Raw genomic sequence first — 13,767 nt, 5'->3', positions numbered from 1 at the left:
TGTCAATTCGTGCTGATCGCAAATGACGTAATTACAACAATGGCGGGATGTCAGGTTCATGTAAGTGGGGTAAGCAACGCGCGGGCGAGTGCATGCCGATGCCTGCTGCATAAGGTGATGCAGCGTGATTGCCAGCGCGCCGGATTCACGGCACGATGGGGTCATGATTCAGCCCATCCAAGTAATGAGCCAGCCAACGTCAGCGCCCCGGGCCGAGCCTACATTTCCACCGGACCCCCAGCTTCATTCACTCCTCGGATGGGGTTTTGTGCTCGTGGGCATGGCGATCAGCGTGTTCATGTGCGTGACCCTGTTCGACAAGTACGCGGCCTGGGACTGGCCAAAAGCGCAGGCGCAGATCACCAGCAGCACGCTCTACAAGTCCACAGGCCGCTCGACCCGCTGGTGCATACAGCTGCGCTATCGCTACACCGTGGGTGGCCGGGAATTTACCGGCAGGCGCCAGGCCACGTCGTGGCTGAGCGGTGTGCAGTGCGACCGCGTGCATGCCGTCATGCAGGCGCGTTTCGCCCACCAGCAGCCGGGTGATCCGATCACGGTCCGCTATCAGCCCGGCAAGCCGGGGCGCGCCATCGTCTACGCGGATGGGATCAATCCCACGGAGTGGTTTTTTGTGGCGCTGGCGATCGTGCTGGTTGCAGGCGGCATCGGAACGCTGCGCACCGCGGCCCGGCTGCGACGCGAGGCACTGGCGCACGCAGCAGAGCGCACGGCAAGGATGCAGCGTGCCGCCGCACTGCAGGGGCATCCGCTTGTATAGTGGTGGCACGACGAGACCCATCAAGCCTCCACATCATCACGCCAGTAACGAAATCATTAACGAGACACCATGACAGACCTGTTCCCCCATTTTCGCGCCCTGCAAGTCGACGTCGACCCGACCGTCACCATCAACGCCATCGTCGGTGGTTCCGGCCCGCCGCTCCTGCTGCTGCACGGCCACCCGCAAACGCACGCCATCTGGCACCGCGTCGCACCGCGCCTGGCCGAGCAGTTCACGGTCGTGGCCTGCGATCTGCGTGGTTATGGCGATTCGTCCAAACCGCAGGGCGCACCGGACCACGCCAACTACAGCAAGCGTGCGATGGCGGCCGACATGGTGGCGGTGATGCAGTCACTGGGATTTGCCACCTTCCGCGTGCTGGCCCACGACCGCGGCGCGCGCGTCGCGCACCGGCTGGCGCAGGACCATCCGCAGGCCGTCGAGCGGATGGTCCTGCTGGACATCGCGCCCACGCTCGCGATGTACGAGCAAACGTCGGACACGTTTGCGCGCGCCTACTGGCACTGGTTCTTCCTGATCCAGCCGGCGCCGCTGCCCGAGCGCCTGATCGAGGCCGACCCGGCCGCGTATGTGCGCGATGTGATGGGCAAGCGCAGCGCAGGCCTGGCGCCGTTCCACCCGCGCGCGCTGGCCGAGTACCAGCGCTGCCTGGCGTTGCCGGGCGCCGCGCACGGCATCTGTGAAGACTACCGCGCTGCTGCGACGATCGACCTCGAGCACGATCGGTTTGACCGCGATGCCGGGAACCGTCTGGCGCTGCCACTGATGGTGCTGTGGGGTGAGCAGGGCGTGGTGGGGCGCTGCTTCGATCCGCTCAAGGAGTGGCAGCGGGTGGCGGCCGATGTGCAGGGTGGGGCGCTGCCGTGCGGGCATTACATTGCCGAGGAAGCGCCGGATATGCTGCTTGAACGGGTGTTGCCGTTTTTGGTGCAAGGCTGACAAAATCAGGCTGCGCGCGGCGACTACGAATGGATGTCACCAGCGACGCATCTACTTCGCCCACGCAAAGGCCAGCAAGGTGAAATGCGATTCTGTGCGAGCGCCTTGTTGGCCAGTAGATCTGTCGGCGGAAACCTGATCGGCCAGGCCGCCGTCGACCCCTCGCTCTGCGCGCACCAGGTCGACGTGGCTCAGCTCAACGCCAACGACGACGGTAGCGCTGACGATATAGAGGCCTGCAAAAGTGCTCCTACTTGTTCTCCCGAGACCGCATAGTCCGGGTCCGGGTTAGGTGGGAGGTAACTTTGACCATGTCGGCGCTGCTTTAGCAGGGCACGCTAGGAATGCCCTTTCCACTGATTAGATCGACACCGACCCAGCACCGATAGCCCATGCCCGTCTCAGAAGCCTTGAGCGCTGTGAAGGTACACTGAACTGCCCCTTTCGCCCGCTCACGGTCGCCGTTCGATGTGCTGCACATATCTTGCGCACGTGCGTCGGGACCAATCGAGTCAACAATTTCCTTGGCCGCCTGCCCCCTGAACAGGATGCTCAATTTGCGATCTTTAGCCGTAGGGGCCTCACTGTATGCGACAGTTTCGCCGGAAAATATTCGATAATTTGCCCCGGGTATCGGAGTCCACCCGCCTAGCGTATCGGACGCCAGCGCAGACAGCGTGGCCAATCCGCACACGGCGATTGCTGAGATAGCGCGTCGCATATTATCCCCTTAGTCCGACATGAAAGTGGTCGTGATGGCCCCGCATAGGGCGAACGAACGGTATCGACATGTCGTTGAACCAGACCACTTGGACTGGTGTGAATGCACGAAACAACTCGATAATTTTGGTAGTTGCTGCTCGGTCATACTCTGGAGAGAAGCAGCTTACCGGACATTCGACGCCGTCTTTGCCAATAGGTCGTAAGTCAACTTGTAGCCCATCCAAATGAGTAGCATGCTCGCCATCGTCGCGCATGTCGGCTCGGCTGATGTTGCCAACACCAACGCGGCGCGGATCTATCTTCTGCTATTCGTGCGCTACACGCAGGATGGTGGTCATCATGATCGGGTGGGCATATTGGTATCCGCCACGATCAGGTCTTTTATCCATCGTGCCGTAGGTGTAATAACCAACATCACGAGCCGCTCGCGGCAGCATGAAGAACCCGCGCGAATCTTGGGTGGGCCGCAGCGGATCAGGTTTCGGGTCAGTCATGATTACTCCGGCTAAGCGCACAATTTGTGGCAGGACAGATCCCATCCATCAGCAGTTTGGCCAACTACGCCGCCGCCGATTCTCTGCTGCGAGTTTTTCCACTTCACTTTGCTAAATTGCAGGGAGACGTGGTCAATCAGAAGCATCCCCTCTCTCGCCATCTGTTCCATGTCCGCGATCATTACATTCTCCAGTTCGACCTCGTAGTAGTTCACGCGCCTGTCTCCATCGGCACGCATGAATTCGAGCTTAGCCTTAGGGATTGTCTTTCCGTTTGCGCAATGCTGCATCAGCACCGGTGACGCTAGATCCGACAGCCATCAACGCCAGCGCCGGGCCGGGCAAACCGGTTATAGACCCAGCATCCTGCGCAGCCGCAGCGCATCCATGCTGTCGTGGTAATACGCACCATAACGTCCGAACACAACGTAGCCGCGCTTGCGAAACAACGCGAGCGAGGCGGCGTTGTCGGTGCGGACCTCGAGCCGCACTTCCACGCAGCCGTGGACCGCAGCCCAGCGCTCGGCCGCAGTCAGCAGGCGTGCGGCCACGCCGCAGCCCAGGTGGGCCGGATGCGTGGCTATGGAATAGACGCGCGCACCGCGCCAACCTGTGCGTAGCAGCAGCATGATGTAGCCCCGCACGACGGCCCCGTCTACGTCGACGAAGGTCACGCTGTTGGCCTGTGTGAGCAGGTAGCGAAAGCGGCGCCGGTCGAGCCGGTCGCCGGGAAAGCTGGTGTTTTCAATGGCCACCAAGGCCACGATGTCGCTCGTTGTTGCTAGCCTGATGGCGCTGTCCGTGTAGACGTTCGTAGGCACGTCTGCTGCGCGTTGCGCGGTCGGACCATCAGGTGTTGCGTGCCGCATGGTCACTCCCTTCGCGTTGCAGTCTTACGGATAAATGAATTGCAAATAGTGGCGCGCCGCGCGTAAAAACGCCGTCAGCACGTTCAACGCCAAAGCGCATGACCCGCGCCCATCTGCGCTTCCATTGAATGCGCCATCGTCGGCAGCGCGGCATACACCTCGTCGTACAGCGCCTGCATCTCGGCGGCGGCGTCCGGGTCGCATGCCGCCGCATCCGACACGCAGCGCCCCAGGCCGTAGTCGAATTCGGCCGGCGCGTGCAGGACGGTCGAGGCCAGCTTGGCATTCTGCACCCGGCTCACGTGCGCGAGCACGGCGGCGCGCTCGTTGGCGTCCGGCCCGGCCTGACCACTGACGGCGACGAACAGCACCCGCAGGCCAGGATTCAATACGCGCGCACCGTTCAACCGGGCCAGCAGGCGGTATTGCAGGTCGAGGTCGAGCGCGCCGCCTCGCACTGGCACCACCACCAGGTGGCTGGCTGCCAGCACGCAACGGCAACCGTCGGTATCGCGCGCCCCGGCGTCGATCAGGATGTCATTGAACAGCGGGCGCAGCGCGGCCAAACGCGTTTCGACGGCGCGACTGCCCACATGGCGCGTGTCGATCCAGGGCCGCACGCCGGCGCTGCTGCGGTCATTGCACCAGTCGCTGTCCGCACCTGCGGAGGTGGTCATCAGGCATACGCGTCTGCCGCTGCGTGCGCGCAGAACCGCCAGGTTGCGCGCCACGACGGTGCGTTCAGGGCTGCCGTGCTGGTTGACGATGGCGATGATCATTGAAACCTTCCGAAGTTGATGCGATGTTCGCCAGCGTAGCGGGGCGCCCGTAAAAACAGGAAAAAAGGGGCGGGCAACTCCATCAATGCCGTGTAAACGCGGCCTGTCGCGCCCTACGGTGCGGGGCTAAGCTGCGCGTTTTCCACCTCGGAGCGAGATACGCCATGATCCCGATTGACCCCGCCAGCCTGGTGACCCCGCGCCTCTGCCTGCGCGTGCCGACGGACGCCGACACACACGGCTTGCTGGCGCTGTATGGCGACCACGAGGTGATGCGCCACTGGAGTCACACGGTGTGGACGTGTCCTGGGCAGGCGCGCGCGGCGATCGCCGAAGCGCAGACTGACCTTGAACGGGGAAGCGGGCTGCATCTGGTCATTGTCAGCCGCAGCGACGGCGGCCTGGCGGGCAGTTGCGCGCTGTTCGACATCCATCCGCAGCACCGGCGCGCGACGCTCGGCTATCTGCTGGCGCGGCCGTACTGGGGGCAGGGCCTGGCCGGCGAAGCCGTGCGCGCGCTGCTCGCTCACGGCTTCGATGCGCTCGACCTGGCCCGCATCGAAGCCGAAGTCATTCCCGGCAACGACGCATCGACGGCGCTCCTGGCTCGTCTCGGATTTCGCTGCGAAGGGTTGCTGCGCGCGCGCTGGCGTGTCGATGAACAAGCGATCGACGTTCAGTTGTGGGCGTTGCTGCGTACTGAACGGGCTGAATGACACCTGCGCGAGGCGATGACCGCGTCATTTACGCGGGCTTGTCGCGATGCGCCGTGTTCTTTACGCGGTTTTTACGGGCCAGTCGCTAGAGTCTGGACAGCGCTGGCCATCGTGCCAGGCGCGCGTTTCGATCCACCCCCGATCAACTCCGATACCTCCAATGACCACGCTTCGCATGATTTCCCCCGCCGTCACGGCGACCCAAACAGCGCCCGCCGAACCCGACCCCGAACCTGATGCCCCCGCCTTCCTGATCATCGTCGACCGTGCCGGCGACTGGCGCGCCGCGCGCCCTGGCTGCACCGTCATCGAAGCCGACGCCTTCCTGGCAAACCCTGTGCTGGACGCAGACATCCTGGTCATCAACCTGTGTCGCAGCTACAAATACCTGTCGGTCGGCTACTACTGCTCGCTGATGGCGCAGGCGCGCGGCCAGCAGGTACTGCCGTCGGTGAAGACGATCAATGACCTGTCGCGCAAGGCGATCTATTCACTCGACACGGGCGAACTCGATCGCGCCCTGAGTGATGTGCTGGGCGCCGACGGCAGCGGCCCGATGCCGGTCGAGTTTTCGATGGACATCCGGTTCGGCCGCACCGACTACACGCCGTTGGCTGCGGTGGCGCGCAGCATTTTCGAGACCTTTCCGGCGCCGCTGATGCGGGTCGAATTTGCGCGCGGCGATGAGCGCGGCGAAGCGTGGCATATCGCGGCGATCCACACCCAGGGGCTCAAGGCGCTGGGCGAACATGGCCGCGCGGGCTGCGAGGCAGCTCTTGGTGCATTCGCGGGCTTGCCGCAGCCGGCACCCGGGGCGCGGCGCTACCGTTACCGCATCGCGGTGCTGCACGATCCCGATGAAGAGCTGGCGCCAAGTAACACCGGGGCGCTGGCGCGACTTGGCGCAGTGGGGCGCGAATTGGGCCTCACCGTCGAACTGATCGACCGTCATGACTTTGCGCGCCTGGCCGAATTCGATGCGCTGTTCATCCGCGAAACCACGGCCGTCAACCATCACACCTACCTGTTCGCCAAGAAAGCCGAGAGCGAAGGGCTGGTGGTCATCGACGACGCCGGCTCGATCCTGCGCTGCACCAACAAGGTGTATCTGGCCGATCTGCTGCGCCTGCACGGGGTGCCCACACCGCGCACGTTCACGCTGCAGCACGCCGACGCCCAAGCGCTGGCCGCGATCGAGGCGCAGATCGATTATCCGATGGTGGTAAAAATCCCCGACGGCGCTTTTTCGCGCGGTGTGATGAAAGTGAAGGATGCGGCCGAATTCACCCGCGTGGCCGAAGAACTGCTGCAGCAATCGGCGCTGATCCTGGTGCAGGAATACATGTTCACCGAATTCGACTGGCGCATTGGCGTACTCAATCGCCAGGTGATCTTCGCCAGCAAATACTGGATGTCCAAAGGCCACTGGCAGGTCGCCAAGCGCGACGCCAATGGCAAGGCCGAATTCGGCATGGCAAGCGCCGTGCCGCTGGACGAAGCGCCGGCCGACTTGCTGGCCCATGCACTGCACGCGGCGAACCTGATCGGCGACGGCCTCTACGGCGTTGACATGAAGATGACGTCGCGCGGCCCGGTGGTGATCGAAGTAAACGACAACCCGAACATCGATGCCGGCGCCGAAGACAGCGTGCTCGGGGACGAGTTGTACCGGATCGTGCTGCGCGAATTCGTGCGCCGGCTGGACGTGCTGCACCGCCCCGCGCCGGGAGCGCCGTCCTGACAGTTTTGCCGCATTTTTGACAAAATTTTTACGCGGCGCTGCGTAGAATCGCGGCCACGATCAATTTTGCACGAGAGACCGCATGACTATCCGCCGGGACATCGCCAGGGGCCGCAACCCTGGCCAGCTCGCATTGAAGGAGCCGATCCGTGAATGAAGTGGCGGCGCGCATCAACTGCACTGTGTACCGCAAGGGCGTCAAGCTGGAAGAGATCCGGATCGAGGACATCAGCGTCGCGCTGGAAGACGACGACACGTTTGTCTGGCTTGGCTTGTTCGAGCCGGACAAGGAACTGATGGACATGGTGCAGGACGAATTCGACCTGCACGACCTGGCGGTGGAAGACGCGCGCAAGGCGCACCAGCGGCCCAAGATCGAAGAGTATGGCGAGAACCTGTTCGTCGTGCTGCATACGGTGTCTCTCGTCGAGCAGGTGCTTCACTTTGGCGAGACGCACGTGTTTGTCGGGCCGCGCTTCGTGATGACGATCCGGCACGGCAAGTCCAATGGCTATCGCGCGGTACGCGAACGCGCCGAGAGCGTGCCGGCCAAACTCGCGACGGGCCCCGGGTACGTGCTTTACACGATCATCGATTTCATCGTTGACCATTACCAGCCATGCATGGACATGCTGCAGGACCGGTTCCGCGAAGTGGAGAAGGCGTTGTTTCTGCCGAATCCATCGTCGGATAACCTGGAAGAGTTCTACAACCTGAAAAACGAGCTGCTGTCGGTGCATGGGGCGGCTGCACCGTTGATCGACATCTGCAACGAACTACTGCGTTTTCACAGCGACATCATTCCGGCCGGAAACCGCATCTATTACCGGGACATTCTCGACCATGTCGCGCGCGTGACGCAGACGGCAGACCGGATCGGCGAGATGATCAATGCCGCGATGCAGGTCTCGCTGGCGCAGGTGACGATCCGCCAGAATGACGTCGTCAAGCGCCTCGCCGGCTGGGGCGCGATCCTGGCGGTACCGACGATGGTGTTCAGCCTGTATGGCATGAACTTCCAGCACATGCCGGAGCTGGCCTGGCGCTGGAGTTATCCCGCGGTGATGTTCGGGATCGTCGCCGGTTGCACGCTGCTGCACCGGCGCCTGAAGCGCGTTGGCTGGCTGTAGGCACCGTTCTGAAAGCTACCCCACCGCGCCACTGAACGTGATGGTCGCGCACACGCCGCATCCATGCTCGCCATCCTCCAGCGAGATCGTGCCGCCGTTCCTTGCGGCGCCCCGTTCCGCAATCGCCAGCCCCAGCCCTGAACCCAGCTGCTCCTGCCCCGGCACCCGGTAGAACCGCTCGAATACCTTGTCGCGCAGGTCCGGCGCAATACCCGGCCCGCCGTCGCAGATCGCCAGCCGGTAGCCAGAAGGGGCGCGCGTCAGGTGCACGGTGATGCGGCCATCCGTCGGTGAATACTTGATCGCATTGCTGATCAGGTTATCGACCGCCGACGCCATGCTTTCCAGGTGCAGCGGCAGCGCGCCACCGGCGTCCAGGGCAGCGTCGAATTCGATCTCGATATTGCGCTGCACCGCCAGGTGCGCAGCCGTCGCCACGCGCTCGCGCACGAAGTCGGCCACGTCCGTCAGCGGGCACGCCTGCGCCACCTGCGGTTCGGCCCTGGCACGCTCGAGCGCCAGCAACTGGTGCACCGTGTGCGTGGCGCGTGCGACGCCGCTGCGCAGACCAGCCGCCGGCTCGGCGCAGCGCTCGGCCATCTCGGCACCGGCGCGGCTCATCAGGACGTGGGCGTTGATCTGGATGGCCGCCAATGGCGTCTTGAGCTCGTGCGCAGCGTCGGTCAGAAACTCGTGTTCGTGCTCGATGCGCTGAGAGAGGCGGTGCATCAGTCCGTTGATCGCCACCACCAGCGGCGAGAGTTCCTTGTACTTCGAGTCGGGCAGCGGCGTCAGGTCGGCATCCGTGCGCTGGGCGATGCTCGACGCGATCGAGCGCAGTGGCCGCAGGCCGATGCCGACGATCAGCCACGCCGGAATCAACAGCAGCGGCAGGCTGAAAAAGGTCGACGACAGCAGGAAGCTCACGCCCCAGATGGTCAGCATCCACTCGTCGTCGACTTCGTGGCGGCGCTCGACGACGATGCGGTTATCGGCGTCATGCGCCGTCCAGCGCACCCACGCGTAGGCGCCGCGCGCAGCCACCTCGGGCAGCACATCCGGCAGCTCCGGCATCGAGTTGTAGAGCAGGCGGCCATCGAGCCAGACCCGGACGCGCACGCGCGAGTGGTAATCGAGCTCCCTGAACATGCGTTCGCGGTTCACCTCGATCGCGGCAAGGGCAGGCAGCATGCGCTCGGGCCGGGCGCCGGTGTCGACCAGGTGCGACAGGATATTGAGCGTGTGCGCCTTGTTTTCGCTGAAGGTGCGCGTGCGCTGCGTGACCTTGGCCTCATAAAACATCCACAGCACGCCGATGATTGCGACGCTGACGATCACGCCGGCAAAGCTGAACATCAGGCGCCGGAACAGCGAGGACTGTCTAAACGTCACGCTGCACCATGTAGCCGACGCCGCGCACGGTGCGGATCACGCCTTCGCCCACTTTCTTGCGTAGATTGAAGATATGCACGTCGAGCGTCTGGCTCTGGCCTTCGCCGGAGGGCAGGGCGCGCCGTTCGAGTTCGACGCGCGTGAGTACGCGGTTGGCCTGCTTCATCAGCGTGAGCAGCAGCGCGAATTCGGTTTTCGAGAGCGTGACGCTCTGGCCGGCGCGCGTGACCAACATGCGGTTTTCGTCCAGCTCGATGTCGCCCGCCACCCACAGGTTTTCTTCCAGCGCGCCGTGGCTGCGGCGCACGATCGCGCGCAGGCGCACCAGCAGCTCGGGAATCTCGAAGGGCTTGATCAGGTAGTCGTCCGCGCCCAGGTCGAACCCCTTGAGGCGGTCCTGCAGGCTGTCGCGCGCGCTGATGATCAACACCGGCAGGCGCACGCCCTCATCGCGCAGCGCGCGCAGCACATCGGTGCCGTCGCCATCCGGCAGGCCCAGGTCGAGCACCACCGCGTCGAACGATTCGCTGCGCATGCGCGCGGCCGCGCCCTGAGCCAGGCGCAGCCAGACTGCCGTGTGGCCTTCGTCCTGGAACACCGACAACAGTGCCTGGCCGATCGCCAGATCATCTTCGATCATCAGAATTTTCATGCCGCGAGTGTATCAGTGCGCCGCGCTTCGGGCGCCGCGACGAATCTTCAGATTCGCTTCAGCCGCACATTGACCGCGCATCCCCGATGCCGGACTATCCGGGGCGACCGCTTTCAGGTTGAAAATGCAACAGAAAACAAGACGAGACAGGAGACGTAGGATGCATACCAGTTTATTGAAGATGAGCCTCGTGGCGCTGGGCATGGTGATCAGTACCGGCGCGTTCGCCGCCGAAGACCTGATGGCAACCGTCGAGTCGCCCGGCAAGGTGCTCAAGGTGTCGCTGCAGGTCGCCCCGGACGGGCGCCTGTCGTACCAGGTCGAGCGCAATGGCCAGCCGGTCATCGCGCCGTCGCGCCTGGGCTTCGTGCTGGCCAGCGACAAGCCGCTCGATGCCGGCTTCGCGATGGAGCGTCACCTGGTCACGGCCCATGACAGCACCTGGGAGCAGCCTTGGGGCGAGCGCCGCACGGTGCGCAATCACTATAGCCAGCTGCGCGTGGACGTGCATCAGAAAAAGGATGGCCGGCGCCTGGCGATCGTGTTTCGCGTGTTCGACGATGGCGTGGGCTTCCGCTACGAATTCCCGAAGCAGGCCAATAACCGCGCCGTGCACATCGCCGACGAGCTGACCGAATTCGTGGTGGCCCAGCCGGCCACCGCCTGGTGGCAGCAGGCCGGTGAAGTCTGGGCGCTCGAATACCCGATCCAGAAAACGCCGCTGCGCGAAGTGGGCATGGCCAACACGCCGATGACCGTCAAGATGGAAAACGGCACGCACATCGCCTTCCACGAAGCAGCGCTGGTCGACTACGCGTCGATGTGGTTGCGCCGGGTCGAAGGCCAGCGCCTGCGTGCGCACCTGACCCCGTCCGCCAATGGCGCGCCGGTCGTGCGCACCGGCAGTTTTACGACACCTTGGCGCACGATGCAGATCGCGGGTGACGCGGCGGGCCTGTATATGTCCGACCTCGTGCTGAACCTGAACGAGCCGAACAAACTGGGCGACGTCTCGTGGGTCAAGCCGTCGAAGTATGTCGGCGTCTGGTGGGACATGCACCTCGAAACCAAAACCTGGGCCGCAGGCGACCGGCTTGGTGCGACGACCGACTACACGAAGCGCTACATCGACTTCGCGGCCAAGAACGGCTTCCGCGGCGTGCTGGTCGAAGGCTGGAATCCGGGCTGGGACAGCGACTGGGCTGGCAATGGTGCGGACATGGACTTCACCCGCTCGAACCCGCGCTTCGACCTGCCGGCACTGGCGGCGTACGGCAAAGCGCGCGGTGTCCACATCATCGGCCACCACGAAACCGGCGGCAATATCGCGCACTACGAAAAGCAGCTCGATGCAGCGCTGCGCCTGTATGCGAAGAACGGCGTGGACAGCATCAAGACCGGCTACGTGACCGATGGCGGCGCGGCGCAGTTTATGGGCAAGAACGGCAAGGTCCATTTTGGCTACACGGATTCGCAAGAGGGCGTGCGCCACTACCAGAAGGTGGTCGAGGATGCGGCGCGCTACAAGATTGCGATCAACACGCACGAGCCGGTGAAGGACACGGGCCTGCGCCGCACCTATCCGAACTGGATCTCGCGTGAAGGTGCGCGCGGCGTGGAGTACAACGCCTGGGGCAATCCGGTCAACAGCGTCGAGCACGAGGCCAATCTGGTGTTTACCCGCATGCTCAGCGGCCCGCTCGACTACACGCCGGGCATCCTGAGCCTGGAGGGCAAGGACAAGAAGCCGTTCAACTCGACCCAGGCCAAGCAGCTGGCCAACTTCGTGGTGATCTATTCGCCGGTGGTGATGGCGGCTGATCTGATCGAGCATTACGACCGCTATCCGGGTGCGTTCAAGTTCATTCGCGACGTGCCGACCGACTGGGACGATACGCGCGTGCTGCATGGCGCTGTCGGTGAATACGCGACCATCGCACGCAAGGACCGCAACTCGAGCGCCTGGTATGTCGGCTCGGTCACCGATGGCAATGCGCGCACGCTCGATCTGCCGTTGTCGTTCCTCGATGCGGGCAAGTCGTATGTGGCCGAGATCTACCGCGATGGCGACAAGGCGGACTATCGCAGCGAGCGCCGGTTTGATCTGGTGATCGAGAAGCGCACCGTGAAGAGCACCGATACCATCAAGATGGTACTGGCGCCAGGCGGCGGGCAGGCGATCCGGCTGGTGCCGGCCGGCTGATCACCCGTAGTTAAAGAACTGGTAGTCAAAGAACCGGCGCCCGTGGGCGCCGGTTTTCGCATATCCTGTCGGACTGTTCTGTCTACCAGCGTCGTCCATGTCCACATCTTCCTCGCCGTCCAGCACCACCTCCGCTACCACCCCGGCCGTCCCGGGTGCGGTCATGCAAATCCTTCTCTCGGTTGCCTTTGTCCACCTGCTCAACGATTGCGTGCAGGCGGTGCTGCCGTCGATCTACCCGCTGCTGAAGCACGAATTCAACCTGACCTTTACCCAGGTCGGCCTGATCACGCTGACGTTCCAGTGCACCGCGTCGCTGCTGCAGCCGTGGATCGGCCTGTACACCGACAAGCGGCCGATCCCGTTCCTGCTGCCGGCCGGGATGTGCGTGACGCTCCTCGGCGTCGGTCTGCTCGCGTGGGCGGGCAGTTATCCGATGCTGCTGGTTGCTGCCGGCATGATCGGCGTGGGCTCGTCGACCTTCCACCCGGAAGCCTCGCGCGTGGCGCGCCTCGCGTCGGGCGGGCGCTTCGGGTTTGCGCAGTCGGTGTTCCAGGTCGGCGGCAATGCCGGCTCGGCCCTGGGGCCGCTGCTGGCGGCGGCGATCGTTGTCGGGCGTGGGCAGGCCGAGATTGCCTGGTTCATGCTGCTGGTGCTCGTTGCGGTGGCGGTGCTGGTCGGCGTGAGCCGCTGGTACAGCCATCACCTGATGAACATGGTCAAGAAGGCCGCGCTGCATGCCGGTCCGGCGCTGCCGCGCAAGAAGGTGATGCAGGCGCTGGTCGTGCTGGCGCTGCTGGTGTTTTCCAAGTACATCTACATGGCGAGCCTGCAGACGTACTACACCTTCTTCCTGATCGAAAAATTCAAGCTGCCGGTGGGCACCGCGCAGATGTACCTGTTCCTGTTCCTGGCATCGGTGGCGCTGGGCACGTTCGCAGGCGGGCCGATCGGCGACAAGATCGGGCGCAAGCGCGTGATCTGGTTCTCGATCCTAGGCGCGGCGCCATTCACCATCGCGCTGCCGTACGCCGACCTGTTCTGGACCGGTGTGCTGTCGGTGATCATCGGGCTGGTGATGTCGTCGGCGTTCTCGGCCATCGTCGTGTTCGCGCAGGAGCTGGTGCCGGGCAAGGTCGGCCTGATCTCGGGCATCTTCTTCGGCCTGATGTTCGGTATCAGCGGCGTGGGCGCCGCCGCGATGGGCAGCATCGCCGACGTGCACGGCATCGCGCAGGTGTACCAGATCGCCTCGTTCCTGCCGCTGCTGGGCATCCTGGCCGTGCTGCTGCCGCGCATCGACGCCCGGCGCTAGTACCGTGGC

Annotated in this window: 13 protein-coding genes; 8 read left to right on the top strand and 5 right to left on the bottom strand. The window is 64.0% G+C overall.

The features are described from left to right. Window positions 1-280 precede the first annotated feature (280 nt). The 3 genes from AC56LH_RS11315 to AC56LH_RS11305 all read left to right on the top strand — a co-directional run bounded on the left by AC56LH_RS11315 (window position 281) and on the right by AC56LH_RS11305 (window position 2,976). Entirely contained in the window at window positions 281-781 is a 501-nt protein-coding gene (locus AC56LH_RS11315; protein WP_499646048.1) for a DUF3592 domain-containing protein, read from the top strand. 69 nt (window positions 782-850) lie between these two features. After that, entirely contained in the window at window positions 851-1,744 is an 894-nt protein-coding gene (locus AC56LH_RS11310) for an alpha/beta fold hydrolase (RefSeq protein WP_499646046.1), read from the top strand. 956 nt (window positions 1,745-2,700) lie between these two features. Then, window positions 2,701-2,976 carry a hypothetical protein gene (locus tag AC56LH_RS11305; RefSeq protein WP_499646044.1) on the top strand — a complete coding sequence of 92 codons (276 nt, stop codon included), beginning with the start codon at window positions 2,701-2,703 and terminating at the stop codon, window positions 2,974-2,976. Here AC56LH_RS11305 and AC56LH_RS11300 read toward each other — a convergent pair. The 3 genes from AC56LH_RS11300 to AC56LH_RS11290 form a co-directional block, all read right to left on the bottom strand. Further along, a complete protein-coding gene (locus tag AC56LH_RS11300) occupies window positions 2,973-3,278 on the bottom strand; it encodes an Hcp family type VI secretion system effector (RefSeq protein ID WP_499648450.1) in 306 nt (101 codons plus the stop codon). The genes AC56LH_RS11305 and AC56LH_RS11300 overlap by 4 nt on opposite strands. 33 nt (window positions 3,279-3,311) lie before the next feature. Continuing rightward, a complete protein-coding gene (locus tag AC56LH_RS11295; RefSeq protein WP_499646042.1) occupies window positions 3,312-3,782 on the bottom strand; it encodes a GNAT family N-acetyltransferase in 471 nt (156 codons plus the stop codon). Between the two features lie 131 nt (window positions 3,783-3,913). Beyond that, complete coding sequence (locus AC56LH_RS11290; RefSeq protein WP_499646040.1) at window positions 3,914-4,609, bottom strand: P-loop NTPase family protein; 696 nt, start codon at window positions 4,607-4,609, stop codon at window positions 3,914-3,916. A gap of 164 nt (window positions 4,610-4,773) precedes the next feature. Here AC56LH_RS11290 and AC56LH_RS11285 point away from each other — a divergent pair, with 164 nt between their 5' ends. From AC56LH_RS11285 to AC56LH_RS11275, 3 genes are all read left to right on the top strand, one after another. Continuing rightward, window positions 4,774-5,325: a GNAT family N-acetyltransferase gene (locus AC56LH_RS11285; RefSeq protein WP_499646038.1), complete on the top strand. Its 552-nt coding sequence runs from the start codon at window positions 4,774-4,776 to the stop codon at window positions 5,323-5,325. Window positions 5,326-5,485: 160 nt separating this feature from the next. Beyond that, window positions 5,486-7,066, top strand: a complete 1,581-nt coding sequence (locus AC56LH_RS11280; RefSeq protein WP_499646036.1) for a RimK family ATP-grasp domain-containing protein — start codon at window positions 5,486-5,488, stop codon at window positions 7,064-7,066. 149 nt (window positions 7,067-7,215) lie between these two features. Continuing rightward, window positions 7,216-8,196 carry a magnesium and cobalt transport protein CorA gene (locus tag AC56LH_RS11275; RefSeq protein ID WP_499646034.1) on the top strand — a complete coding sequence of 327 codons (981 nt, stop codon included), beginning with the start codon at window positions 7,216-7,218 and terminating at the stop codon, window positions 8,194-8,196. Window positions 8,197-8,211: 15 nt separating this feature from the next. Here the strand turns inward: AC56LH_RS11275 and AC56LH_RS11270 are convergent, their stop codons facing one another. Together AC56LH_RS11270 and AC56LH_RS11265 are read right to left on the bottom strand one after the other, a co-directional pair. After that, window positions 8,212-9,588 carry an ATP-binding protein gene (locus AC56LH_RS11270; RefSeq protein ID WP_499646032.1) on the bottom strand — a complete coding sequence of 459 codons (1,377 nt, stop codon included), beginning with the start codon at window positions 9,586-9,588 and terminating at the stop codon, window positions 8,212-8,214. Further along, window positions 9,578-10,228, bottom strand: coding sequence for a response regulator transcription factor (locus tag AC56LH_RS11265; RefSeq protein ID WP_499488389.1), 651 nt, complete (start codon window positions 10,226-10,228; stop codon window positions 9,578-9,580). Before AC56LH_RS11265 ends, AC56LH_RS11270 begins: the two co-directional genes overlap by 11 nt. A gap of 172 nt (window positions 10,229-10,400) precedes the next feature. On the opposite strand from AC56LH_RS11265, the gene AC56LH_RS11260 reads away from it, so the two are divergent. Together AC56LH_RS11260 and AC56LH_RS11255 are read left to right on the top strand one after the other, a co-directional pair. Continuing rightward, complete coding sequence (locus AC56LH_RS11260; protein ID WP_499646029.1) at window positions 10,401-12,443, top strand: glycoside hydrolase family 97 protein; 2,043 nt, start codon at window positions 10,401-10,403, stop codon at window positions 12,441-12,443. Between the two features lie 163 nt (window positions 12,444-12,606). Continuing rightward, on the top strand, window positions 12,607-13,758 hold the full coding sequence (locus tag AC56LH_RS11255; RefSeq protein WP_499646027.1) for an MFS transporter: 1,152 nt from the start codon (window positions 12,607-12,609) through the stop codon (window positions 13,756-13,758). The last annotated feature ends 9 nt before the right edge of the window (window positions 13,759-13,767 follow it).

The organism is Telluria sp. LT1R51-2, from assembly GCF_059685775.1.
The sequence above is the reverse complement of the archived record's forward strand: the minus strand, read 5'-3'. Positions and strand labels throughout refer to the sequence as shown.

Coding starts and splice junctions, on each gene's coding strand:
- AC56LH_RS11280 (WP_499646036.1), top strand. CDS start 5,486: ATGACCACGCTTCGCATGATTTCCCCCGCCGTCACGGCGACCCAAACA.
- AC56LH_RS11310 (WP_499646046.1), top strand. CDS start 851: ATGACAGACCTGTTCCCCCATTTTCGCGCCCTGCAAGTCGACGTCGAC.
- AC56LH_RS11315 (WP_499646048.1), top strand. CDS start 281: ATGGCGATCAGCGTGTTCATGTGCGTGACCCTGTTCGACAAGTACGCG.
- AC56LH_RS11305 (WP_499646044.1), top strand. CDS start 2,701: ATGCTCGCCATCGTCGCGCATGTCGGCTCGGCTGATGTTGCCAACACC.
- AC56LH_RS11260 (WP_499646029.1), top strand. CDS start 10,401: ATGCATACCAGTTTATTGAAGATGAGCCTCGTGGCGCTGGGCATGGTG.
- AC56LH_RS11265 (WP_499488389.1), bottom strand. CDS start 10,228: ATGATCGAAGATGATCTGGCGATCGGCCAGGCACTGTTGTCGGTGTTC.
- AC56LH_RS11285 (WP_499646038.1), top strand. CDS start 4,774: ATGATCCCGATTGACCCCGCCAGCCTGGTGACCCCGCGCCTCTGCCTG.
- AC56LH_RS11290 (WP_499646040.1), bottom strand. CDS start 4,609: ATGATCATCGCCATCGTCAACCAGCACGGCAGCCCTGAACGCACCGTC.
- AC56LH_RS11255 (WP_499646027.1), top strand. CDS start 12,607: ATGCAAATCCTTCTCTCGGTTGCCTTTGTCCACCTGCTCAACGATTGC.